This is a genomic window from Nocardia sp. CWNU-33 (assembly GCF_046764895.1).
GTDB lineage: Bacteria > Actinomycetota > Actinomycetes > Mycobacteriales > Mycobacteriaceae > Nocardia.
The window spans coordinates 36,328-60,930 of sequence record NZ_JBKOQN010000009.1; the positions used below are offsets into that span (position 1 = coordinate 36,328).

Sequence of the window (24,603 nt, forward strand, 5' to 3'; positions counted from 1 at the left end):
CGCCGAAGGTGCACTGCTACGGCGAGCCAACCTTCCCCCTCCACTCTGGCGTGCACAAACAGTCAACTCTAGAGGGGGCTAGCGGACGCGCGGAAGGTCTCCGCGCGATTTTTGGAAAAGTGCTGCGAAGTCGGTGCGCCAGTGTTAGAAACACAGTCACTTCAGATCTGCCGTCGCCGCCACCCGACGGAGCTGCTCGTGTACGACAGGAAGGATCGTCGATGACTGTCACCGCTGCGCAGGTCGGTCCGGACGGTACGGCCGGCGACTGCTTGCCGGTCGACCGAAACAACACCGAGATGACCGTTTTCGAGGAACTCGAGTCGAATGTCCGCGGGTACTGCCGGTCCTGGCCGACGGTGTTCGACACCGCGAGCGGGGCCTGGCTGCGCGACGAGAACGGCAAGGACTACCTGGACTTCTTCGCGGGCGCGGGGGCACTGAACTACGGCCACAACAATCCGGTCCTCAAGCGTGCCTTGATCGATTACCTGGCGGGCGACGGGATAACCCACGGGCTGGACATGTCTACGGTCGCCAAGCGCCGACTGTTGGAAACCCTGCGCGACACCGTCTTCGCCCCGCGTGGCCTCGACTACAAGGTGCAGTTCCCCGGACCCACCGGTGCCAACGCGGTGGAGGCGGCACTGAAGCTGGCCCGCAAGGTCACCGGTCGGCAAACGATTCTCAACTTCACCAATGCTTTTCACGGAATGTCGCTCGGCGCATTGTCGGTCACCGGCAATGCCGCGAAACGTGCGGGCGCAGGGGTGCCGTTGGTGCACGTGACACCGATGCCCTACGACGGCTACCTCGATGCGGCCGACGAACTGGGCTGGATGCGCCGCGCCCTCGACGATCCTTCCTCGGGCGTGGACCAACCCGCCGCGGTGATCGTGGAGACGGTGCAGGGCGAGGGCGGGGTCAATGTGGCACGCGCGGAATGGCTTCGGCAGCTCGCCGAACTGTGTGTGGCGCGCGGCGTCATGTTGATCGTCGACGACGTGCAGATGGGCTGCGGCCGCACCGGCCCGTTCTTCTCCTTCGAGGTCGCGGGCATTACCCCCGACATCGTCACCCTCTCGAAATCGATCGGCGGCTACGGCTTGCCGATGGCGCTGGTGCTGTTCAAACCGGAACTCGATCAATGGGCGCCCGGCGAGCACAACGGCACCTTCCGCGGCAACAACCCGGCCTTCGTCACGGCCAGGGTGGCACTGGAGCACTACTGGTCCGACGGTGCTCTGCAGAAAGCTGTGCTGGCCAAAGGGGAGCGCACAGCTCAGGCGCTGGTCGAGCTCGTCGCCCCCTTCCCCGGCCTCTCGACCCGTGGCCGCGGCCTGGTGCACGGCGTGGTGTTCGAAGACGCGTCGCAGGCGGGCAAGGTATGCCAACTGGCTTTCGAGCGCGGCCTGCTTGTCGAAACCTCCGGCTCGGCCGACGAGGTTGTGAAACTCCTGCCGCCGTTGACCATCACCGACGACGAACTCGAACGCGGATTGGCGCTGCTCGTCGGGGCGGTCGAGGTGATCTGCGGCTGACCGGCGTCAGTCGAACGGGGACTTATCGATGGCGCAACCGGTGCGCTCCGGCGGCAGCAGGCCCGAGAACAGGTACTCGCGTTTGACCTGTTCGGCGCAGGTGCTCTGCACGTACATGCTGCTATGGCCCGCGCCCTCGATCACAACCACCTGTGCCGTGGCCAGTTCCGCGGCGCCCGCGTAGGCGCCGCGCAACGGTGTCGCGGGGTCCGATCTGCTGTTGAGCACGAGAATCGGTGCGGCGGTGCGGCGGTTCCACGGGCCGGTGTACCGGTCGGCGTCGTGGCCCTGCCAGAACGCGCAGGGGAGCGCGTCGAAGACACCGATGCGCCCGAAGTATTTCACTCGCTGGTCCTCCGAGACCGCGGCGCGACTGTAGACGGCGGGATCGGTCGGGACGACGGAGTCGCTGCACTGGATCGTGTAGAAGGCTTCGGTGCGATTGCCCAGGTAGGTGGCTTGTTGTGCAACCGGCCGCACGCCCGGGATAGCGGTGCCCGTATCGAACAACTTCTGCAGCAGTAGGGCGAGGTCGGGGTAGTCCGACGGCTTGGATAGCTCGGCGGCGGCGTTGATGACCGCCGCGTAGTTCCATATCTGACCGTCGACCTTGATAGGGGCCAGCCGCGCTCGCTCCGCGAGCACTGCCCACTTGAGCTTCGGGTCGCCGGAGGAGAAGGCACAGCGCGGCCCGGCGGCCGAACAATCTCGCAGGAATGCATCGAAGGTCGCGGCGATGCCGCCCGCGACATCCTGCCTGGTATCGAGCGGAACCGTCGGGCCTTCGCCGCCATGGCCGTTGGTGTTGCCCTCGAAGTCCATCGATCCGTCGAGCACCAACGCCCGCACTCGGCTCGGGAACATGTTCGAGTAGATCGCGCCGAGCTGGGTGCCGTACGAAATACCGTGATAGGTCAGTTGTGGATCGCCGACCGCGCGGCGTAGCAGGTCCAGGTCACGTGCGGTGTTGGCGGTCGAGGCGTGATCGAGAATAGGGCCTGCCAGCTGCTTGCAACGATCGGCGAGCTCGGCGGAACTGGCGAAAAACGCTGCCTCGCCGCTTGCATCGGTGGGCATGTCCGGCAAGGACCCGAGGAACGCCTGTTGTTCGTCGACATCGCGAAAGCATCTCGCGGCCGCGCTGCGCGCCACCGATCGCGAGTCCCAGGAGACGATGTCGAACCGAGCCCGCAGCTCATCGGAGAACAGCCACGGCCACCGCGCCCGCTCCCGCAGCCGGTCCACGCCGGAGGGGCCCGGTCCGCCGAAGTTGACGAACAGGGTTCCGATCCGTCGGCTCGGATCCGCGGCGGGCAATTTGATCGTCGCCAGCTCGATCTGTTCGCCGTTCGGCAGGTTGTAGTCCAGTGGAACCTGTGCGGAGGCGCACTGAAATCCGTCCTGGCAGTCCAACCATGACAATGTCGGAGTGGCCGCTGCTTCAGCGAGACGATCGAGGTAGGGATCCGCTCCGTCATCCGCCGATGCCACGGCGGGGACACCGAACATGCTCGCTCCGAGGGCGAGCGCAGTCAGGGCAGCCCGGATTCGGTGAGACCTGTTGCGTGCCAAGCGTGAAGCCAATCCGACGCCTCCCTGCGCACAGCCAATCGAGTCGGCTGGATCCTTCCAGCTCCTCGATCTCGACTGTTCCCACTCGTGGAAAGTATTGTGCGAGAACGCAATTGCGGCAGCAATGGTTCCAGGTGATCGGACTCCGGTCGCAGACCAGAAGGGGCACCTGGCAATGGGAAGGGCTGACGCTGATGACGTTCACGACTGTCTTCGCGAGGCCGGTTCTGGCCGCCACAGACGGTACAGGATTGCCGATGGAGGCCCATGCTGGGCTGCTGACGTTCGTTTTCGCAGGGCTCGCGCCGTCTGCCGGACGGTCAGCCGGCGATGGGCAGGGGTTCGACCGGGGAGTTCAGCTGATGTCGAGTACCACTGCATGACTGTCCGGTTTGCATGCGTGGAATGGGCTGCCTTCGAAGGGCCGATTCGTGTCGGCGGTACGTGTCAAATCTACCGGTGGTGGGCTGTTGCTCAACCGTTCGAGAAGGGGGCGGGAGAAAGCCTCATCGACCTACTTCCCGATGCTGTTATGGATCGGTGTCGGGTGGGCAGTACCGAGTACCGATGAGCACGCCGATCCACGATGCAGGTCTTGACCTGCTGAGTTTGCCCGCCCGGTTCCCGGGTACCGCCCAGGTATGACGCCAGTCGGTGATCTACGGTGCGCTGCCGCCGCGTCGGGTTTGCCGGATTCGATCTCGGTGGCACCGCGGGTGGTGCGGGGGAGCGGGCAATGATGTCCTTCACCGAATCCGAGTACTGGTTGGGCAGGCTGGTCTTCCAGCACGGCCTGGGCGTCGTCTATCTGATCGCCTTCCTAGTGGCCGCGCGGCAATTCCGAGCGTTGATCGGTGAGCGGGGGATGCTGCCGGTTTCGCGGTTCGTGCAGCGGGTCTCGTTTCGACTGGCCCCCAGCATCTTTCAGTTCTACTACTCGGATCGGTTCTTCGCAGTCGTCGCCTGGTCCGGCGTCGTGCTGTCGGCCGCAATCGTGGCCGGGGCGCCTGATCTCGTGCCGCTGTGGGCAGCGATGCTGCTGTGGGCGGTGCTGTGGGTGCTGTATCTGTCGATCGTCAATGTGGGGCAGGCGTGGTACGCGTTCGGATGGGAGTCGCTGCTGCTGGAGGCCGGGTTCCTCGCGATCTTCCTCGGCAATGATCAGGTGGCGCCGCCGGTGCTCGTGCTGTGGCTGGCGCGATGGCTGTTGTTCCGGGTGGAGTTCGGCGCGGGACTGATAAAGCTGCGCGGGGATTCCTGCTGGCGGGATCTGACCTGCCTGTACTACCACCACGAGACCCAGCCGATGCCCGGTCCACTGAGCTGGTTCTTTCACCATCTGCCCAAGCCGCTGCATCGAGTGGAGGTAGCGGCCAACCACTTCGCTCAACTCGTCGTGCCCTTCGGGCTGTTCGCACCCCAGCCGGTCGCGAGTGTGGCAGCGGCGTTCCTCATCGTCACCCAGCTGTGGCTGGTGCTGTCCGGAAACTTCGCCTGGCTGAACTGGATGACGATTCTGCTGGCCGCCACCGCGATCGATGGATCGTCGGCCGCGGCCGTGCTGCCCGTGCCGGACGCGCCGTCATTGCCCGGAGCACCACAGTGGTTCGCGGGTCTGGTGATCGCGTTCACCGTCGCGGTGGTGGTCCTGAGCTACTGGCCCGCGCGCAATCTGATCTCCCGGCATCAACGAATGAACACGTCCTTCAATCCTTTTCGCCTCGTCAACGCTTACGGGGCCTTCGGAAGTATCGGCCGCATCCGCGAGGAGGTGGTGTTCGAGGGCACCGAAGACGCGGAGATCACCGAGCGGACGCGGTGGCGGGAGTACGAGTTCAAAGGCAAGCCGGGTGATCCGCGCCGATTGCCGAGGCAATGGGCCCCCTACCATTTACGGCTGGATTGGCTGATGTGGTTCGCCGCGATCTCGCCGATGTACGCCCGCGGCTGGCTGTTCGCCTTCGTCGAGCGACTGTTGCGAAACGACCCCGCCACACTGCGACTGCTGCGCCGGTGCCCCTTCCCCGACGCTCCGCCGCGGTTCGTGCGGGCGCGGATTTACGTGTACCGCTACACAACCCGCGATGAGTTGCGGCGCGAACGACAATGGTGGCATCGCGAGCTGGTCGGCGAGTACCTTCCACCGATGACGACCACGGCCACCTGACGCGGAGCCCGCCGGCAGCGCCGCGCGCGGATCATCGTGGTGAGTTGGCGATAATGGTCTCCGCGTACTGCTCCAGCCGGTCGATTTTTGCGGCCAGCGGCTCGACGTCGAGTCCGTGCCGGTAGGAGGGGCGGAACCCGACGATGACATCGGTAACGCCCCGATCCTCCAGCCGTTTCACCCCATCGAGGGAGTAGGCATCGGGTGCGACGACGTGGATTTCGAATGGAGACCTCGGATCATCACACTCGCTACGCAGTTCATCGACCCGGTCGAGGAGCCGGGTCAGCTCCGCATCGTCGCCGCCCGCGTGCATCCACCCGTCGCCGAGCCGCACGGCCCGGCGCAATGCCGCATCGCTGTGCCCGCCGACCAGGATCGGCAGTGGCTCGGTCGGCGCGGGCGTCAGCTTGATCCGCTGGATGTCGTAGAACTCGCCATGGAACTCGAAGTAGCCGCCCGCGCACAGCCCGCGGATGATCTGCACGCATTCGTCCATCCGCTTGCCGCGGCGTTCGAACGGGACGCCCATGATCGCGAAGTCCTCTGGCCACGGGCTGATTCCGACGCCGAGCCCGAATCGATTGCCGCTCAAACAGGCCAGCGAACCGGCCTGTTTGGCGACCAGCACCGGCGGCCGGATTGCCAGCTTGAGCACGAACGGCAGCACCCGAAGCGTTGTGGTCGCGGCTGCCAAAGCCGACGACAGCACCAAGGCCTCGACGAACGGTTTGTCCTCTAGGAATTCGCGATTACCGTCGCGGGAGTACGGGTAGGTCGAGTCGGACTCGGCCGGATAGGCGATGCTGTCGGCCACACACATGCTGGTGAACCCGGCCGCCTCGGCAGCCCGCGCCAGCGGCACATAATGTGCCGGATCGGTCATCGCCTGCGAGTAGGTGAATCTCATGCGTCGGTGTTCTTCTGTACCGCAGCGGGATTCGTCACAACGAACGGGTTGCGGACCGGATATCTGCTCACCGACACGGTATCGAGGTTGCGATCGGCCCCGATCCGCGCGACCGACGCCATCATCCGCCCGACCCGATCCTGGAACTCGGCCGCGTTCCGGGCGCCGTACCAGGCCATCGGATCGGTGAGCGCCGCGGTCGGAAACTGTTCCTCGACAATGGCATCGATGACCGGCGCGTCCGGTGTGATCGCCCGGACCACTACGTTCTGCGTATAGCCGAACGTCGATTGCGTCTCGACCGCCACCGCGGTGTGCTGCCCCTGCCAGCGGCTCAGCCATTCCTGCGGCGTGAGCTCGGCGGGCCTGCGCAGGAATGCCAGGTTGCCGAAGCCTTCGGTCCGCGCCGGGATCGAATCGTCCAGCCGTAGCGGCACCGACTCGGTCACCAGATAGCCGTGCACCGCGGCAGAGACCTCGCCGAGGATGTCCGCCGCCTGGGCGCCGTAGCTCTGCTCGACCCAGACCGTGACGACCGCGGCGATCGGCGGATCCATCGTTGCGTAGCGCATCAGCGCGCCGTGCACCGCAGCATCGCGGACGTAGACGGCGACACCCGCCGCCCCGAGTTCGACGAGACGGTCGGCCACGGTGGTGCGCAGTGCGGTACACCACGACTCGGTGGCATCACTATCGGTATGCCGCAGGACGAAGACCAGTTTCTCCACCTCGCCGAAAGTACGGTGGCGGGCCCGGCTGCGGGAGGGAATTGCCCGGTCACCGGGACCGGTTCGGTGCAGCCGTCCCGCTCAACCGCGGCGCCGGCACGCAGATTTCGGCCAGGGCTCGAGCCGGTCGAAATTCGCGCCCACGCCGGCCCATCGTGCCAGGAAGAAAAGGATGCTCGACCGATGTGCCGCCGCTGCGTTCATAGGCACCACTGCCGCATAGTGAGTCACTGTGTGTTGAATCACATTTCACCTAACCGGTGCGGCGATGAAGTTCGAACACGACCGCCGTCATTGCTAACGACACTTCAGTGGCGATGGCCGAATGGTCATCGGAGGAAAGGCGCCGGATATGGAAAGCATCATGACTCCAGCGGGCGTAGCACTCACCGGCATCGCGGCATAAACCCCGGCCATAAATAGCAAAGGCAATCTCCATGAAAATCACGAAGCCGTTCTACGCCATGGCCGCTGTGGCCGCGCTGCTCATCACCGGATGCGGTACCGAAGAGAGCCAAACCGCCTCGAGCCCCACCACTTCGGCGGCCGCGCCCGACCGTGCGAGTGCCGACGGAAAAGGCTTCTACGCCCCGATCAACGGCCTCCAGCTCTACTATGAGGTGCACGGCGCGGGCCGGCCCCTCGTGCTGTTGCACGGCGGCCTCGGCACCGCTGATACCACCTTCGTCGCCCTGCTGCCCGAACTCGCCAAGACCAGGAAGGTCATCACGGTCGACCTGCAGGCGCACGGGCATACCGGCGATATCGATCGCCCCCTGCGCTTCGAGCTGATGGCCGACGACATCTCCGGTCTGATCACCCATCTCGGCCTCGGGAAGGCCGACGTGCTCGGCTACTCGCTGGGCGGCGGCGTCGCCCTGCAACTCGCCGGCCGCCACCCGGAACTGGTCGGCCGGCAGGTCGTCATCTCGGCGCCGTTCCGCAGTGACGGATGGACGCCGGAGGGGCAGGCGGGCATGGCGGCGTTGAACCCCGACACCATGCTGGAGACCCCCATACACGCGCTCTACACCGCCACCGCCCCGAATCCGGCCAACTGGTCGGCGCTGGTCACCAAGACCAGGCAACTCCTTACCGAGAGCTATGACTGGACCGCGCAGGTCGCGGCGATCAGGGTGCCGACGCTGTTGGTGCTGGCCGAATCCGACGTCGTCCGCCCGCAGCATGCCGAGGAACTCGGTGCTCTGCTCGGCGGCGCTCGCATAGCAGTCGCGCCGGGCACAACCCATTACGACATGATGTACCGCGCAGACCTGCTGCTCCCGGCGATCACACCCTTCCTGGAACAGGCCACGACTCCGAAGTAGGCGACCGATCGCCCGTCGTCCGGCGATGGGGGCGCAGCCGATCATCGTGGTGTCCCGTCGAGCCGCGAAATCTGTTCCCTCGCACTCGATCAGCAATTTTTGGAGCACTTCGATGCGAGGCATCTGTATCGGCTTGTTCGGGACGGCTGGCCGGCGCACCTCGAGGAACGGATCATCCGGTAGGAGGTCCTCGCGGACGAGGTACTTGCAGAACTGCTGGACGCTGCGGTAGCCGCAGCTGGCTACGCCGGGGTGACTGGGCGGCCGGCACCGCGGGTGCGGGTGTGTTCCACCCGGTAGCGGGGCCTATGCGTCTGATATCTGTAGGTGTTTAAGCATTGCGCGCTTCGGGTATTCCCGCTGTGGCCTGCAATTTATGCAGGTCACAGCGGGTTTTGCGCCCCCGGCAGGAATCGAACCTGCGACCCAGGGATTAGAAGGCCCTTGCTCTATCCAACTGAGCTACGGAGGCAGTGGCATCCACCATGGCCGACATTGGCCGTGCTGTCCAGCGCAGCAAGTATAGCGACTGTCCAGATTGCTAGATTCTTAGCGTTAGCAACATTCCAGTCACCTCAGTCGACACCTACGGCGAGTACCAGCATTCCGGCCATGATCAGCTCCAGGATCAGGAAGAACCAGACCGGATAGAAGGCGGAGGGGCGTTCCACGAAGGCCGACCACACCCGGCCGAACGCCATACCGCCGAGCGCAGCCGCCATGGCGAGGCATGCTCCGTATCTCAGGTCACCGACATCGGCGGCGGCGAACCCGAGGACCGCGGCGATCGCGATGCCGAAACCGCCGTAAACGGCACGCACTTCGGCACGAGCATCGGGACGATCGGCGAGCAGGCCGAGTGGATCGACCAGCTGGCTGGGCCGCAACAACCCATAAATTCCCATGCCGGCGAAGAACAACGCCACCACGGCAATCAACACGATCGACATCGCACCTCCGGGTCCGCGCCCCACAGTATCGGCCCAAACCCCACCGGGCTACGCATTACCGACCGAACTACGCTCAGTTGTATGTCGTCAGCGCAGGACCCGCCATTAGAACTCGACGTCGAGACGGGTAAGTCGGGTTCCTGGTCGGCCTTCGCGATGTTGACCGCACTGGCCGGTGCGACGGCGGCGGTGGTCGCCGCACTGGTGGTCGGACTGTCCGCGGCGCAGGCGCTGAGCCTGCTCGGCATTCCTGATCCCGGTCCGCTGACCACCTACGGTCTGCCCGGGATCCGCGCGCTCGCCGACCTGTCCGCGGCGTTGACCGTCGGCTCGCTGCTGTTCGCTGCATTTCTGGTACCGCCGCAGGCCAACGGGTTGCTGGATGTCGGCGGTTATCGCGCGGTGCGACGTGCATCGAATTTCGCCGTCGTCTGGGCCTGCTGCGCGGCGCTGCTGATCCCATTGACCGTCTCGGACACGACCGGTCAACCGGTCGCCGATGTCTGGCGGCCCGAACAGCTGTGGCGGGCGATCGGACAGATCGACCTGGCCGAGGCCTGGCGGACCACAATGGTGTTCGCGCTGGTCGTCGCGGTCGGCTGTCGCCTTGCCCTGCGCTGGGGCTGGACTCCCGTGCTGTTCGGCGGCGCGATCCTGACCATGATGCCGCTGGCGCTGACCGGGCATTCATCCTCCGGCGGTGCGCACGATCTCGCCACCAACAGCCTGATCTTGCACCTGGTTTCCGCCGCGGTATGGGTCGGCGGACTGTTCGCATTGGTCGCGCACGCCATGCGCAACGGCGCGCACACCGATGTCGCCGCCCGGCGATTCTCGATGACCGCCACGATCGCATTCGTCGTGATCGGGTTCAGCGGTGTGATCAACTCGTGGGTCCGGGTGCCGAGCTGGGATGAACTGTTCGCCACCACCTACGGCCGGCTCGTGCTTGCCAAGGTCGCCGCGCTGGCCGCGCTGGGTGCGTTCGGCTATCTGCAGCGCCGTGCTTCGCTGCCTGCGCTGGCCGCGAACCCACGTGACCGCGCGGCACTGGTCCGGTTCGGTGGGGTAGAGGCATTGGTGTTCGCCGCGACCATGGGACTGGCCGTCGGCCTCGGCCGCACTCCTCCGCCACCGCCGACATCGGTGCCGACACCCGCCGAAGTGGAGCTCGGCTACAACCTCGCCGGGCCGCCGACGGCCATGCGATTGCTGTTCGACTGGCGCTTCGACCTGATGTTCGGCACGCTGGCCATCGTGCTCGCGGTGCTGTATCTGCTCGGGGTGCGACGGCTGCGCGCCCGAGGCGATGTCTGGCCGATCGGTCGAACCCTGGCCTGGATGTCCGGGTGCGCAGTGCTGTTGTTCGCCACGTCCTCGGGCGTCGGGCGTTATTCGCCCGCCGTGTTCAGCGTGCATATGGGCCAGCACATGGCGTTGTCGATGTTGGCGCCCATCCTGTTCGCGCTCGGCGGCGCGGTCACGCTGGCGTTGCGCGCGCTGCCGCCGGCCGGGCGCGGTGGGACTCCAGGGCCGCGGGAATGGATCCAGGCTGCAGTGCACAACCCGGTGTCGCGCTTGCTGACCCACCCGATCGTCGCGTCGGTGATCTTCGTCGGCGGTTTCTACGCGCTGTACATGGGCGGCATCTATGACTCGTTCGTCGACTCGCACGCCGCGCACCTGCTGATGAATGCGCACTTCCTGCTCAGTGGCTATCTGTTCTATTGGGTGGTGATCGGCATCGATCCCAAGCCGCGCCAGGTGCAACCGCTGACCAAACTGGGCATGGTATTCGGTTCGTTACCCTTCCACGCCTTCTTCGGAATCGCGCTGATGAGCATGACCACTGTCATGGGCGGGTGGTTCTTCCGTAGTCTCGGCCTGGGCTGGAACAACGATTTGCTCGGAGATCAGCGCACCGGCGGTAGCCTGGCATGGGCCAGCGGCGAAGTGCCGTTGGTTGTCGTAATGCTCGCGCTGCTGATCCAGTGGTCGCGCAGCGATGCGAAACTCGCGAAGCGGACCGACCGGGCCGCCGACCGTGATAACGACGCGGACCTCAGCGCACACAACGCGATGTTCGCCGAGCTGGCAAAACGTGACCGAGAGGTGCGCAAGTGATCGAGCGGGCTTTAGTTGAGCCGCAGCACCGAACGTCTCGGCGGGTATTCCGATCGGATGTCCGTGCCGCGCGTAAGCGGTTGGCCGGGCAGACCCGCAAGACGCCGGTCTTCCACACCACCGTCTCGGGTCCGCACGGACCGGTACCGGTGACATTGAAACTCGAATACCTCCAGCACGGCGGTACCTTCAAGGTGCGGGGCAGTCTCAATGCGCTGCTCGAGTCGGGTGCGGACGTCGCACAGGTGGTCATTGCCTCCGGTGGCAACGCGGGCATCGCCGCAGCGCTGGCCTCGGCACGCCTCAATAAGACGTGCACCGTGGTCGTGCCGGAATCGGCGCCGCACACCAAGGTGGCTGCGATGTGGGCATACGGCGCCGAAGTGCTGTGGCACGGAACCACATACGCCGAGGCGTACCTCTATGCGACCGATCTGGCCGCCGAGCGCGCGGCCTTGCAGTTGCACGCCTACGACCTGCCCGCCGTCGTAGCGGGCGCAGGTGTCGTCGGCCTGGAGCTCGAGGAGCAGGTACGCGGCAGGCCGCCGGTGCTCGTCGCGGTCGGCGGCGGCGGACTCGTCGCCGGGATCGCCGCTGCAGTCGGTCGCCGCCAGCAGGTGATCGGCATCGAGCCGGAGGGCATCCCCACATTGCACGCCGCGCTCGTCGCGAACCGGCCGGTGGATATCGATGTGTCGAGTGTTGCGGCGGATTCCCTCGGCGCCACCAGGATCGGCGATATCGCCCTCGATATCGCCCGCCGTCACGAGGTGCGTTCGGTACTGGTCACCGATGATGCCATCACGACCGCCCGGGAGTATCTGTGGCGGGAGTTCCGGGTCGTTGTCGAACTCGCTGGGGCGACCGCGTTGGCCGCGGTGCAGAGCGGGGCTTATGTTCCTGCGGAAGGTGAGCGACCGATAGTGGTGCTGTGTGGGGCAAACACCGATCTGGCGGTCCTGTAGCGCTCGGCTGCCCCGCTATCGTGCGGAAACCGGTCGCTCCGAACCGATCCGGGCGGATCGCGAGCGCGCCCATGCCAATGCCGCGGTTTCTTCGCTGGGCGACGTCGGATCGCTGGATCGTTGCGGGAGCGTCCGGTTTTCTGCCGACAATGCTGGAAATGGCCGTTGTTCACATAGGGGAAAGTTGTCCACAGATTCGGAATTCGGGGGTCCGCTCGCGCTCGGGATCGGTCAGGCTGGAGGTGCCCTCCTGGCGGGGGAGGCAGCGACCGAGGCGGATGGCCGAGGGGCGAAACATGAATGAAGGGGCGGGATCATGTACGAGGCAATGGCAACGGTGATCGGCAATGTGGTCACCCATCCGGTCAAGCGGGATCTGACGAACGGGGAGCAGGTGGTCACTTTTCGGATGGCCAGCAATTCCCGCAGGCTCGACCCCGCGACCGGGGAGTGGGTCGACAGTGGAACGCTGTATTTGACCATCAGCTGCTGGCGCAGGCTGGTGGCCGGGGTCGATGCGTCGATCCGCCGGGGTGATCCGATCATCGTCTACGGCCAGCTGCGGTCGCACGAATACCGGACCAAGGATGGCGTCGAACGGCGCGACCTCGAAATGCGAGCCAGTGCGTTGGGCCCCGACCTGTCGCGCTGCACCGCGCAGCCGTTCCGCCGGACCGAAGCAGGCCGTTCATTCGGCCCGGGTAATCTTGGGCGCAATACCTGTGACCGATCGAGCGCAGAAGACCGTGCACGGGTCGACGGCGAGGCGCTGGGGGAGGGCGCGCCGCCCATGCCTGCTGTACCGGCCCGGATCACCGAATCCGCGTCGGCAGACGCCTGACTGCACGGCTGGTTTGCGCTCGGCGGCAGTGGTAGCTCTGCTTCGTTCCACCAAACCTCACACCGATAGGCTTGTGTATATGGCTGAGTTCATTTACCAAATGAAGAAAGTTCGTAAGGCGCACGGTGACAAGGTCGTGCTCGACGACGTCGTCTTGAACTTCCTTCCAGGCGCCAAGATCGGCGTCGTCGGCCCCAACGGCGCCGGTAAATCCAGCGTGCTGAAGATCATGGCCGGACTGGACCAGCCGAACAACGGCGACGCATTTCTCGCGCCCGGCGCCACGGTCGGCATCCTGCAGCAGGAGCCGCCGCTCAACGAAGACAAGACCGTGCGCGGCAATGTCGAGGAGGGCCTCGGCGAGGTCAAAGTGAAGCTGGATCGCTTCAACGAGATCGCCGAGCTCATGGCCACTGATTACTCCGACGAGCTCATGGACGAGATGGGCAAGCTTCAGGAGTACCTGGATCACGCCGATGCGTGGGATGTCGACTCACAGCTCGAGCAGGCGATGGACGCGCTGCGCTGCCCGCCGCCGGACGAGCCGGTCACCAACCTCTCCGGTGGTGAGCGCCGCCGCGTCGCGCTGTGCAAGCTGCTGCTGAGCAAGCCGGATCTGCTGCTGCTCGACGAGCCGACCAACCATCTCGACGCCGAGAGCGTGCTCTGGCTGGAGCAGCACCTGGCCGCGTACGCGGGCGCCGTGCTCGCCGTCACCCACGACCGGTACTTCCTCGACAACGTCGCCGAGTGGATTCTCGAGCTCGACCGTGGTCGCGCCTACCCCTACGAGGGCAACTACTCCACCTACCTGGAGAAGAAGGCCCAGCGGCTCGAGGTCCAGGGCAAGAAGGACCAGAAGCTGCAGAAGCGGCTCAAGGACGAGCTGGCCTGGGTGCGCTCGGGCGCCAAGGCCCGCCAGGCCAAGAACAAGGCCCGCCTCGGCCGGTACGAGGAGATGGCGGCGGAGGCCGACAAGCACAGGAAGTTGGACTTCGAGGAGATCCAGATCCCGGCCGGTCCGCGTCTGGGCAATGTGGTGGTCGAGGTCGCGAACCTGGACAAGGGCTTCGGCGATCGGCAGCTCATCAAGGATCTGTCGTTCACGTTGCCGCGCAACGGCATTGTCGGCGTCATCGGCCCGAACGGTGTCGGTAAGACCACGCTGTTCAAGACCATCGTCGGGCTGGAGGATCCGGACAGCGGCATCGTGCGCGTCGGTGAGACGGTCAAGCTGAGCTATGTCGACCAGAACCGGGCGGGCATCGACCCGAAGAAGAACGTTTGGCAGGTCGTTTCCGAGGGTCTCGACTTCATCCAGGTCGGCAACCAGGAAATGCCGTCGCGCGCCTACGTCAGTGCGTTCGGCTTCAAGGGTCCGGATCAGCAGAAGCCCGCCGGTGTGCTCTCCGGCGGTGAGCGCAACAGGTTGAACCTGGCGCTCACCCTGAAGCAGGGCGGCAACCTGATCCTGCTCGACGAGCCGACCAACGACCTCGATGTTGAAACCCTGAGTTCGCTGGAGAATGCGCTCGAGCAGTTCCCCGGCTGCGCCGTGGTCATCTCCCACGACCGCTGGTTCCTCGACCGCACCTGCACCCACATCCTGGCGTGGGAGGGCGACAACGACAACGACGCCAAGTGGTTCTGGTTCGAGGGCAACTTCGAGGCGTACGAGGCCAACAAGATCGAACGCCTCGGCCTGGAAGCGGCCCGCCCGCACCGGGTCACCCACCGCAAGCTCACCCGCGACTGAGCGGAGGCTCGACAGGCCGCACTCGCGGGTGCGGCCTGTCGAGGCGGTCGAGCAGACTGGCGAGTAACTGCCGACTCTGCCGAAGGAAATACGGACAACTCCGCCGGAACGGACCAGTTGCCGAAGGAAATACGGTCGGCCCGCGCCACGGATCGGATCTGGTTAGGGTGGGGTCTGTGCATGCGAAGGCGCAGTCCGAGGACTGGTTAGGTCTTATCGCCGACGCGGCAACATAACTTCGTCGGTCCGATCGGTTGCCGTGCCGGGATCGTCGACTGCGGCAATCGAGTGGCGAACCTCGCGTTCGCGGTGAACACCCTGGGTTCGAAAGGGAATTCACCCCTATGTTCGCGACTCGCAGCTACTCTCGGACCGGCGTCACTTTGGTGCGGAACCGAATCCGAGGGAGTTAGCGAAAAAATGACGGTCTCGTCCGAATTGTCCAGTGCGGCGTGGGCTGCGAGTTTGCCGCAGGCGTTGCGCGGCGACCTCGGGCCACTCGAGGAGGCGTATTTCCGCCACGTCGACGCGGGCGATGTGGACTGCGCGATCACCGGTATCACCCAGATCTTCCGACGGCACACAGAGCTGGCGATGACCCGCCCGGCCGGTCGGGCGCTGGTTCGGGTGTATCACCCGGACGACGCATCCGGGCTGGGCGCCGCGGTGCAGCTGGTCACCGACGATATGCCGCTGCTGGTGGAGTCGATCACCTCGTCACTGAGCCGGATGGGCGTCAGCGTCAGCGAGGTGATCCACCCGATCTTCGAGGTCGAGCGCGACGCGGAGGGCCGACTGCTCAGGGCGGTGCCGCACGAGGTCGACGGCAACGGCAATACCGGGCTGCAGGAATCATGGATGCACATCCAGCTGCATCCCTCGACCAGCCGGGCGCTGCTCGACCGGATCGAGGGGGCGATGCCGGATGTGATCGCCGATGTGCGCCAGGTGACCGGTGACACCGAAGCCATCCGCGACGTGCAGAGCAAGCTGGCCGACGAGCTGGAAATCGCGGCCAAGGCCGGCACCGCGCCCTTCTCCGGCACCGACCTGGTGGACTGCGCGAACCTGTTGCGCTGGTTGGCCAGTGGCAATTTCACCGTACTCGGCTATGCCCGTTACCGGCAGAGCGCCACGGAGGGCCAGACCGTGTCGGCCGCACTGCCGGGCACCTGCCTCGGCGTGCTGCGTCCCGATGTCGGCACCGATTTCCGGGTGCCCGTCAACGCGGGCGAGCGGCCACTGCTGATGTTGACCCAGGGCTTGGTGCCCGCGACGGTCCATCGCTCGGTGTACCCGTACTTCGTCGGCGTCGCGGACTTCGACGAGGCGGGAACCATCATCGGTGAGCATCTTTTCATCGGTGTCTTCACCGTGACGGCGGTGCACGAGAACGTCCTGGACATTCCGGTCATCGAGCGCAGGGTGCGTTCGGTCATCGAGGAGAGCGGGTTCGATCTGGACTCCTTCTCCGGGCAGGCGATGCTCGAGGTCATCCAGTCGTTCCCGCGTACCGAGCTGTTTTCCTCGAACGTCGAGACAATGCGCAGGACCGCGACCGCGGTGCTCAATGTCGGCCTGCGCAGACAGGTTCGGCTGTTTCTGCGCTCGGACGGCTACGGCCGGTTCGTCGCCTGCCTGGTCTATCTGCCCCGGGACCGCTACACCACACGGGTGCGGTTGGAGATGCAGGAAATCCTGGTGCGTGAACTGGGTGGCGTCTCCATCGACTATTCGGCGCGGGTCAGTGAAAGCGAGCTGGCCAGCGTTTATTTCACGGTGCGGATGCCGGAGGCCGAGTTCGGCGTGCCGCGCACCTCCGAGGCGGTTGCCGACACCTCCGAGGACAACCGGCTGCGCATCCAGAAACTGCTCGCCGAGGCGAGCCGGACCTGGGACGACCACCTCAATGACGAGGTGAGCACCTCGACGGTGCTCGATCCCGGTGTTGTCCAGCGCTATGCCGAGGCGTTCCCCGAGGGGTACAAGCAGGACTTCACACCGGACCGTGCGCTGTTCGACGTCGTCCGGCTGGAGCGGCTCTCCGAAGGTTCCATCGACCAGAACCTGTATCGCCGTTCGGATTCGGACCCGGGTTCCTGGCGGTTCACGCTGTACATCGGCGGCACCGGGGTGTCGTTGAGTCAGGTGCTTCCGGTACTGCAGAGCCTCGGTGTCGAGGTGGTCGACGAGCGGCCGTACCAGGTCCAGCTCGACGCACCGCCCAGCGGCGATCAGGCTGTCGAACGCTGGATCTACGACTTCGGCCTTGTCGCAAGGCCCGAGCTGCTGCGCAGCTCCCTGGATCGGGACCTGGACGCGGAACTGCTGGAGTCCTCGGCCCGCGTCGCCGCCTTGGCAACGGAGGTGCGTGGCCTGCGCGAGCGGTTCACCGAGGCCTTCGAAGCCGTCTGGTACGACCGCGCCGAAGCGGACGCGCTCAATGAACTCGTGTTGCGCGCCCGACTGCCGTGGCGTGCGGTGTCGATTCTGCGCATGTACTCGAAGTACTTGCAGCAGGCGGATTTTCCGTACAGCCAGGCGAATATCGCCAGAGTGCTGCTCACCTATCCGGACATCGCGCGGCTGTTCGTCGACCTGTTCGCGGCCCGATTCGATCCGGACACCGAAACGTCGTTGCATGTCGGCGACTTGGAGACCCAGGTGCGCGGCCGCATCGACGAGGTCGTCAGCCTCGACGCCGACCGCATTCTGCGCGCCATCCTCTCGCTGATCAAGGCGACGTTGCGGACCAACTATTACGTGACCGACGCCGAGGGCATACCGCGGTCGTACATATCGGTGAAGGTCGAGCCGCGCGAGATCGCCGAATTGCCCAAGCCCAAGCCGCAATTCGAGATCTTCGTGTACTCGCCGCGAGTCGAGGGCGTGCACTTGCGCTTCGGCGCGGTGGCGCGCGGTGGGTTGCGCTGGTCGGACCGTCTGGAGGACTTCCGCACCGAGATCCTCGGTCTGGTGAAGGCGCAGGCGGTGAAGAACGCCGTCATTGTCCCGGTTGGCGCCAAGGGCGGTTTTGTGGTCAAGCAGCCGCCTACTGCTACCGGGGATCCCGGCGTGGATCGGCAGGCAATGCTCACCGAGGGCGTGTCCTGCTACCGCACCTTCATCTCCGGCTTGCTAGACGTCACCGACAACGTGGATCTCGCGACCGGCGCTGTGCTGCCGCCCGAGCGGGTGATCCGCCGCGACGGCGACGACACCTATCTGGTGGTCGCCGCGGACAAGGGCACCGCGACGTTCTCCGACATCGCCAACGACGTCGCACAGCGCTACGGTTTCTGGCTCGGCGACGCCTTCGCCTCCGGTGGCTCGGCGGGTTACGACCACAAGGCGATGGGCATCACCGCCAAGGGCGCGTGGGAGAGCGTGAAGCGCCACTTCCAAGAGATGGACATCGACACCCAGACCCAGGACTTCAGCGTCGTCGGCGTCGGCGATATGAGCGGCGACGTGTTCGGCAACGGCATGCTGCTCTCCAAGCACATCCGCCTGGTCGCGGCGTTCGACCACCGGCACATCTTCCTGGACCCGAACCCGGATGCGGCAAGCTCCTTCGTCGAGCGGCAGCGGATGTTCGAGCTGCCCCGCTCCTCCTGGGCCGACTACGACACCTCGCTCATCAGCGAGGGTGGTGGCGTGTGGGACCGCACGGTGAAGTCCGTGCCGATCAGCCCGCAGGCGCGCAAGGCGCTCGGCCTGGCCGACGGGGTGGCGGCGCTGTCACCGCCGGAACTGGTGCGCGCGATCCTGCTCGCACCGGTCGGGCTGTTGTGGAACGGCGGCATCGGCACCTACATCAAGGCGAGCACCGAAACCAACGCCGAGGTCGGCGACAAGTCCAACGATCCGGTGCGAGTCAATGGAAACCAGTTGCGGGTCAAGGTGATCGGCGAGGGCGGCAACCTGGGCGCGACCGCGCTCGGCCGCATCGAGTTCTGCCGCAACGGCGGCAAGATGAACACCGACGCCCTGGACAACTCGGCGGGTGTGGACTGCTCCGACCACGAGGTCAACATCAAAGTACTGCTCGATGGCGTGGTCAGCGCGGGCCAGCTGGTCGAGGCCGACCGCAATCCGCTGCTCGCCTCGATGACCGACGAGGTCGCGCAGATGGTGTTGCAGGACAATGTGTCCCAGAACTACCTGATGGGCATCTCGCGGGCCGAGGCGCCGCGCATGATGAATGTGCACCATCGGCTCATCGAACACCTGCAGGAACGCCGTGGCATCGACCGCGAGTTGGAAGCGCTGCCCTCGGATGCCGAGATCAAGCGCAGGATGGAGGAGGGTTCCGGCCTTGCTTCCCCTGAGCTCGCCAATCTCATGGCGCACGTAAAGCTTTCGCTCAAGGCCGATCTGCTCGACACCGACCTGCCCGATAGCACCTACTTCGCGGCCCGGCTGCCCGGCTACTTCCCGACGCCGCTGCGCGGCCGGTTCGGCACCGCGATCAAGAAGCACCGGCTGCGGCGCGAGATCGTCACCACGGTGGTGGTGAACGAGATGGTCGACTACGGCGGGATCACCTATGCGCACCGGCTGAGTGAGGAGATCGGCGCGACCACGACCGACGCGGTGCGCGCGTTCGCGGCGACCACCGAGATCTTCGACTTGCATGACGTATGGCGGCGAATCCGCGCCACCGACGCCTCGGTCGCGGTCCGTGACGAACTGGAGCTGGAAACCAAGCGCATCCTCGACCGTGCCTCCCGCTGGCTGCTGAGCAACCGGCCGCAGCCGATCGCGGTCGGTGCGGAGGTTAATAGGTACAGCAGGGGCGTGCGGGAGCTGGCACCGCAGGTCCCCGGCTGGCTGCGCGGTCACCACGTCACGACGCTGACCGATCAGTCGGCGGAAGTGATCGCCCGCGGCGCGCCAACCGATCTGGCCACCGAGATCTTCGGCCTGCTGAATCTTTTCCCGCTGCTGGATGTGTTGGATATCGCAGACATCACTGATCGCGGCGGCGACGAGGTCGGTTCGCTGTACTACGCGCTGAACGAACACCTGAAGATCGACTGGCTGCTGCAGGCCGTCAGCCACCTGGAACGCGGTGATCGCTGGCATGCACTCGCCCGGCTGGCACTGCGCGACGACATGTATGGCTCGCTGCGCTCGCTGACCCTCGACGTGCTCTCCGGCGGTGACCCGGAAGAGACTGCCGACGAGAAGATTGCATACTGGGAGTCGAAGAATCAGTCTCGGCTCGGGCGTGCCCGTGCCGCACTGTCGGAATTGTTCGAGTCCGGAACCCACGATCTCGCCACGTTGTCGGTTGCAGCGCGGCAAGTGCGAAGCATGGTGAGCGGGGTGGGCGCCCAATCGGAGGTACCACGTTGACGAGTTCGTTGAACGGTAGCGGGCCGGCGCACGGCAGCAGCATCGTGTTGCCGAAGCGCTTCCACGCCAAGGTAGACGTCAGATGGTCGGATATGGATGTGTTCCAGCACGTCAACCACGCCCGGATGGTGACGCTGCTGGAAGAGGCGCGGATCCCGTGGCTGTTCGAGGACGGCCGCCCGACCGCGCCATTGCGAGAGGGCTGCGTGCTCGCCGACCTGCGGGTGCGCTATCGCGGCCAGTTGCGCCACGAGGACACCCCGCTCGATATCGCCATGTGGATCGAGCAGCTGCGTGCGGTCGACTTCACGATCGGCTACGAGGTACGCGCGGCAGGCGCCGCGCCGGACTCACCGCCGGCGGTGATCGCCTCGACGCAGATCGCGGCATTCGACATCCAGCAGCAGCGGCTGCGCCGGATCACCGACACCGAGCGCGATTACCTCGCCGAGTGGATGGAGTGAAAGGTCGCGCACTCGGTGACAGCTGCGTGGTGACAACAGCGTGATGTCCGGGCAACGTGTGCTGGAGGTGTCCGATCCAGCCGAGCGAGAGAACCTCGCAACTTTTCTCACCAGGGCGGTGCGCCTGGACCCCGCGGCGGTGGTGCGGTTGCGCCGTCGCGGGGATCGTTTCGTGTCCGGCTGGGTGGCAACGGGTTTCGAAGCGTTGGCTGTGCGCACCGTGGTCGCCGAGCTCGGCGTCGAGGATGTCACCGTCGGCGCCGACCTGGTGCTTGCGGGCTTGGCCACCGGAAGTCCCATCGACCTGGGTTACTCGATGGACTCGGCCTGGCGCGGCGCCCTGCCACCCACCGACGGTTTCGTCCACGTCGATGATGTGCCCGCCCGCACCCTGGTCGAACTCGCCGAACAAGGCGCGCAATTGGCCAAGGAGCACGGCAGCAGCCACGGGCCGCCCGCCTCGCTGCTCGACCAGACGGTGCTGACCGTCTCTGCCGCAGATCTGCAGGTGGAGGTGCCGATGCGAGTCGTCTTCGCCCTCACTGCAATGGATTTCATCCCACACTCCGGTGACAAGGCCGACTCCCGTCGCATCCTGCCCACCGAAGTAGTCCGCGTCCGCGCCACCAAAACCTGGTTGCGGATCGATGCCCGCTATGGCTCGGTCGCCCGTCGCATGGGCGGCGCCATCCCGCTCACCCCCAGCTGACTCATATCAGCCGACGCCCACCAAGCGAAGCAGGGCGGTTGTGCCCGCCGCCGCGAGGATGACCACGAGCATGGGTTGGCTGCGCCAGGCCAGCAGGCCACCGACGAGAACCCCTGCGGGCAGGGCGAACCCGAGGTGGCCGGATCCGACGGGCAGGGTGGTGATCGCCACCAGTGCGGTGAGCAGAACAACCGCGCCCGTATCGAGCAATGCCGTTGCCCGAGCGGGGAATCGGATCCGAGTCCGCAACGCAGGCCCGGCCCACCGGAACGCGTAGGTTCCCACCGCGAGCACGAGTGCGGCAGCAAGCAATAACGGCGACATCATGTGCACATCCGCCTATCGAGCCGCGCGCTGTCGAAAGCTATTGTTATCCAACAGGTTCGGGTCGAACGCGAGTGTGCCGAAGGTGCACTCATTCGATGCTCGGTTCCGGCGCGTCGGCTTCGCCCCGGTCCCACGCGGCGAAGACGACGCCGATCAGTGCGACGAGTACCGGCATGCCCGCGGGCAGAAACAACGAGCTGAGCACGGCGGCAGCCGCACCGAACAATGCCGCGCGCATGGTCGCCGCTCTGGCCCGCAGCGCAGGAACGACCAGTGCAAGCAGCACTGCGGGGAATACCGCATCCAGTCCGATCACCGAGGTGTCGGGAACCACAGTCCCGATCACCGCGCCGATCGCGGCGCCACTGGGCCAGGCCAAGAGCACGCCGAGCCCGCTGATCCAATACGCGGCCCGCCTGCGGGCGACGTCGGGCTGTGCCATGGCCAGCGCGACGGATTCGTCGTTCATCACATGCACGCCGATCGGCCGCCGCCAGCCGGTGCCGACCACGTCCGGAATCGATAAGCCGTAGGGCACATGCCTGGCATTCACGAGCAGCCCGGCCAATGCCGCTGCGATCGGACTGCCGCCCGCGGCGACGATGCCGATGAACAGGAATTCCGAGCCGCCCGCGAGAATCAGCACACCGAGCACAATGGGAAGCCAGAGTGGAAAACCTGAGGTCACGGCCGTTGCGCCGTAGGAAACACCGATCAGTGCGACCGCAACGCACACCGCCGCGATGCCGGAGAGCGTGCCCCGATCGAGTGTTCGCCATATCGAACGCATGTTTCTTATACTGAACATGGTCGAGCGGTTCGTCAATATGGTTTTCTGTTGGGCGGTCTTCTACTCGACAGGAGCGGGCATGGTGCAGGAAGAATCGACGGTGGCGACGCCGCAGGCGGTGATCGCCGCCTCGTTGCGCCGGGAACGCACGCGGGCCGGCCTGTCGCTCACCGAGGTGGCGAGCCGGGCGGGCATCGCGAAATCGACACTGTCCCAACTGGAATCGGGCACCGGCAATCCGAGTCTGGAGACGCTCTGGGCGTTGTGTGTCGCATTGGATATGCCCTTCTCGCGCCTGCTCGACCCGCCGCGCCCCAACGTTCAGGTGATTCGTGCGGGGGAGGGGCCGGTGGTGGTCGCCGAACAATCCGACTACCGCGCCACTCTGCTCGCGGCGGCGCCGATCAGTTCCCGCCGCGACCTGTTCCGGATCACGGCCGAGCCGGGGCATGCACGCCGATCCGACCCGCACATTCCCGGTGTCGTCGAACACGTGTTGCTCGCCACCGGCCGGGCGCTCGTCGGCCTCATCGACGCGCCGGTGGAACTGCATCCCGGCGACTACATCTCCTACCCGGGCGATGTCCCGCACGTTTTCGAGGCACTCGAACCGGGCACCTGGGCAATTCTGGTGGCCGAGTACACCTGAGCCGAGCGGCTCCCGCTCAGGCCGCGCCTTCGCCGAGATACTGCAACCACACCGGGTCGAGATCGGCGGTGGTCGACAGCAGCCGCCAGTGCGGACCCTTCGGTGAGACCAGCGGTGAGCGCAGCGTCCAACCCAGTTCGCTGAGCAACTTGTCGGCCTTGCGGTGATTGCACGGTGCGCAGCTGGCGACGCAGTTCTCCCAGGAATGCTCGCCGCCGCGACTGCGCGGGATGACGTGGTCGATGGTCTCCGCTTTGCCGCCGCAATAGCCGCAGCGGTAGCGGTCGCGGTGCATGAGGGCGGCGCGGGTCATCGGAACTCGGGCTCGATAGGGCACGTGCACGTAGCTGCGCAGCCGGATCACCGACGGAATGCTGACGGCAGCTTCGGCGGAGTGGACTACAGAGCCCTCGGGATCGTGGTGGACGGTGTCTGCCTTGGCGCAGATCAGCAGGACGACGGCGCGGCGTGCAGACAGGGCGGTGAGCGGCTCGTAGGTGGCGTTCAGAAGCAGCACCCGGCGCTTCAACCAGTTGGTGCCGTCGCTCGGGACGGAGGCGAGATAGTGACCATGCTCACCGTGATGGGAGGGGTCACCGTGATGAGGAATCTCATCGGTGCGATGTGCACCCGGATAGTGATCGGACAAAATGTGCAGCGGAGTAGCCCCCGACCCACGATTGTGGACGTCGGCGGGCTGGAGTTGTCGGTGCGTCCTGGCCTCGTGTGATCGGCCGTGCCGCTGCTTCATGGGGACCCCGATTTCGTCGATTTCAAGATCATGTGGTATCTCGGCAGACACTGCCACCCAGTTGACCATGGAACGACGGCTATTGCACGGTGATTTCGCACAATGTCGGATGAACTGTGGTTGAAGGGCCGCGTATTCGTGACGCGGGCACAATGGACTGCGGTGGATTCGGACCGATCGAGAGGACCTGATGACTTCCGGCGAGCAAGCGGCGGGTCAGAAAACGGCACAACAGTCGTTCTACGAGGCGGTCGGTGGTGCGGAGACGTTCCAGCGGATCCTCGCCGCGTTCTACCGCGAGGTGGCGACCGATGAGGTGCTGCGCCCGCTGTACCCGGAAGAGGACCTCGGTCCGGCCGAGCGGCGACTACGGATGTTCCTCGAGCAGTACTGGGGCGGTCCACGCACCTACTCCGAGGAACGCGGGCACCCGCGGCTGCGGATGCGGCACATGCCCTTCACCATCGGTCCGGTGGAACGCGACGCATGGCTGCGCTGCATGCACATCGGCGTGGCGGAGATAGAGCCCGCGACGCTCGACGACGAGCATCGCAAGGCGCTGCTCGATTACTTGGAGATGGCGGCGAATTCGCTGATGAACGCCACCTTCTGAGGCGGTTCCTGTCGAGTATGAGGATGGCGGCAGGGTTTTCGACCCGCGTTGGTGAAT

Annotated in this window: 20 protein-coding genes and 1 tRNA gene; 12 read left to right on the forward strand and 9 right to left on the reverse strand. The window is 65.7% G+C overall.

What is annotated here, in order from left to right; translation table 11 throughout:
• Positions 1-299: 299 nt before the first annotated feature.
• Entirely contained in the window at positions 300-1,541 is a 1,242-nt protein-coding gene (gene ectB / locus ACLMAL_RS14280; protein WP_411999704.1) for a diaminobutyrate--2-oxoglutarate transaminase, read from the forward strand.
• A gap of 6 nt (positions 1,542-1,547) precedes the next feature.
• On the opposite strand, the gene ACLMAL_RS14285 is transcribed toward ectB, so the two are convergent.
• Positions 1,548-3,050, reverse strand: coding sequence for an alpha/beta fold hydrolase (locus tag ACLMAL_RS14285; RefSeq protein WP_411999518.1), 1,503 nt, complete (start codon positions 3,048-3,050; stop codon positions 1,548-1,550).
• 799 nt (positions 3,051-3,849) lie between these two features.
• Between ACLMAL_RS14285 and ACLMAL_RS14290 the strand changes: the two genes are divergently transcribed.
• Positions 3,850-5,280: a lipase maturation factor family protein gene (locus ACLMAL_RS14290; RefSeq protein ID WP_411999705.1), complete on the forward strand. Its 1,431-nt coding sequence runs from the start codon at positions 3,850-3,852 to the stop codon at positions 5,278-5,280.
• Between the two features lie 31 nt (positions 5,281-5,311).
• On the opposite strand, the gene ACLMAL_RS14295 is transcribed toward ACLMAL_RS14290, so the two are convergent.
• The 3 genes from ACLMAL_RS14295 to ACLMAL_RS14305 form a co-directional block, all read right to left on the reverse strand.
• Positions 5,312-6,190, reverse strand: a complete 879-nt coding sequence (locus ACLMAL_RS14295) for a TIGR03619 family F420-dependent LLM class oxidoreductase (protein ID WP_411999519.1) — start codon at positions 6,188-6,190, stop codon at positions 5,312-5,314.
• Entirely contained in the window at positions 6,187-6,918 is a 732-nt protein-coding gene (locus ACLMAL_RS14300; RefSeq protein WP_411999520.1) for a hypothetical protein, read from the reverse strand. The genes ACLMAL_RS14295 and ACLMAL_RS14300 overlap by 4 nt, the downstream gene beginning before the upstream one ends.
• A 253-nt stretch (positions 6,919-7,171) precedes the next feature.
• Positions 7,172-7,366: a hypothetical protein gene (locus tag ACLMAL_RS14305; protein WP_411999521.1), complete on the reverse strand. Its 195-nt coding sequence runs from the start codon at positions 7,364-7,366 to the stop codon at positions 7,172-7,174.
• On the opposite strand from ACLMAL_RS14305, the gene ACLMAL_RS14310 reads away from it, so the two are divergent.
• Positions 7,356-8,246, forward strand: coding sequence for an alpha/beta fold hydrolase (locus ACLMAL_RS14310; protein ID WP_411999522.1), 891 nt, complete (start codon positions 7,356-7,358; stop codon positions 8,244-8,246). The genes ACLMAL_RS14305 and ACLMAL_RS14310 overlap by 11 nt on opposite strands.
• Positions 8,247-8,644: 398 nt before the next feature.
• On the opposite strand, the gene ACLMAL_RS14315 is transcribed toward ACLMAL_RS14310, so the two are convergent.
• Positions 8,645-8,718, reverse strand: a tRNA-Arg gene (locus ACLMAL_RS14315).
• A gap of 103 nt (positions 8,719-8,821) precedes the next feature.
• The gene (locus tag ACLMAL_RS14320) at positions 8,822-9,196 is read right to left on the reverse strand and encodes a DUF4345 family protein (RefSeq protein WP_411999523.1); all 375 of its coding nucleotides are present in this window, start codon (positions 9,194-9,196) and stop codon (positions 8,822-8,824) included.
• A gap of 81 nt (positions 9,197-9,277) precedes the next feature.
• Between ACLMAL_RS14320 and ACLMAL_RS14325 the strand changes: the two genes are divergently transcribed.
• The 7 genes from ACLMAL_RS14325 to ACLMAL_RS14355 all read left to right on the forward strand — a co-directional run bounded on the left by ACLMAL_RS14325 (position 9,278) and on the right by ACLMAL_RS14355 (position 21,416).
• Complete coding sequence (locus tag ACLMAL_RS14325; protein WP_411999524.1) at positions 9,278-11,320, forward strand: cytochrome c oxidase assembly protein; 2,043 nt, start codon at positions 9,278-9,280, stop codon at positions 11,318-11,320.
• On the forward strand, positions 11,317-12,285 hold the full coding sequence (locus ACLMAL_RS14330; protein WP_411999525.1) for a threonine/serine dehydratase: 969 nt from the start codon (positions 11,317-11,319) through the stop codon (positions 12,283-12,285). Before ACLMAL_RS14325 ends, ACLMAL_RS14330 begins: the two co-directional genes overlap by 4 nt.
• A 316-nt stretch (positions 12,286-12,601) precedes the next feature.
• Positions 12,602-13,126 carry a single-stranded DNA-binding protein gene (locus ACLMAL_RS14335; RefSeq protein ID WP_411999526.1) on the forward strand — a complete coding sequence of 175 codons (525 nt, stop codon included), beginning with the start codon at positions 12,602-12,604 and terminating at the stop codon, positions 13,124-13,126.
• A gap of 79 nt (positions 13,127-13,205) precedes the next feature.
• Complete coding sequence (gene ettA, locus ACLMAL_RS14340) at positions 13,206-14,882, forward strand: energy-dependent translational throttle protein EttA (protein ID WP_328410354.1); 1,677 nt, start codon at positions 13,206-13,208, stop codon at positions 14,880-14,882.
• A gap of 420 nt (positions 14,883-15,302) precedes the next feature.
• Complete coding sequence (locus ACLMAL_RS14345) at positions 15,303-20,243, forward strand: NAD-glutamate dehydrogenase (protein WP_411999527.1); 4,941 nt, start codon at positions 15,303-15,305, stop codon at positions 20,241-20,243.
• A gap of 8 nt (positions 20,244-20,251) precedes the next feature.
• Positions 20,252-20,707: an acyl-CoA thioesterase gene (locus ACLMAL_RS14350; protein ID WP_411999706.1), complete on the forward strand. Its 456-nt coding sequence runs from the start codon at positions 20,252-20,254 to the stop codon at positions 20,705-20,707.
• A 43-nt stretch (positions 20,708-20,750) separates the two neighbouring features.
• Positions 20,751-21,416, forward strand: a complete 666-nt coding sequence (locus ACLMAL_RS14355) for a hypothetical protein (RefSeq protein ID WP_411999528.1) — start codon at positions 20,751-20,753, stop codon at positions 21,414-21,416.
• Between the two features lie 6 nt (positions 21,417-21,422).
• Here the strand turns inward: ACLMAL_RS14355 and ACLMAL_RS14360 are convergent, their stop codons facing one another.
• Positions 21,423-21,743, reverse strand: coding sequence for an AzlD domain-containing protein (locus ACLMAL_RS14360; protein ID WP_411999529.1), 321 nt, complete (start codon positions 21,741-21,743; stop codon positions 21,423-21,425).
• Between the two features lie 88 nt (positions 21,744-21,831).
• On the reverse strand, positions 21,832-22,533 hold the full coding sequence (locus ACLMAL_RS14365; RefSeq protein WP_411999530.1) for an AzlC family ABC transporter permease: 702 nt from the start codon (positions 22,531-22,533) through the stop codon (positions 21,832-21,834).
• Between the two features lie 79 nt (positions 22,534-22,612).
• Here ACLMAL_RS14365 and ACLMAL_RS14370 point away from each other — a divergent pair, with 79 nt between their 5' ends.
• Positions 22,613-23,182, forward strand: a complete 570-nt coding sequence (locus ACLMAL_RS14370; RefSeq protein WP_411999707.1) for a helix-turn-helix domain-containing protein — start codon at positions 22,613-22,615, stop codon at positions 23,180-23,182.
• Positions 23,183-23,198: 16 nt separating this feature from the next.
• Here ACLMAL_RS14370 and ACLMAL_RS14375 read toward each other — a convergent pair whose 3' ends face one another.
• Positions 23,199-23,933 (reverse strand): HNH endonuclease, encoded by a 735-nt coding sequence (locus ACLMAL_RS14375; RefSeq protein WP_328412803.1) that lies wholly within the window; start codon positions 23,931-23,933, stop codon positions 23,199-23,201.
• A 190-nt stretch (positions 23,934-24,123) separates the two neighbouring features.
• Between ACLMAL_RS14375 and ACLMAL_RS14380 the strand changes: the two genes are divergently transcribed.
• Positions 24,124-24,546 (forward strand): globin, encoded by a 423-nt coding sequence (locus ACLMAL_RS14380; protein ID WP_328410364.1) that lies wholly within the window; start codon positions 24,124-24,126, stop codon positions 24,544-24,546.
• The last annotated feature ends 57 nt before the right edge of the window (positions 24,547-24,603 follow it).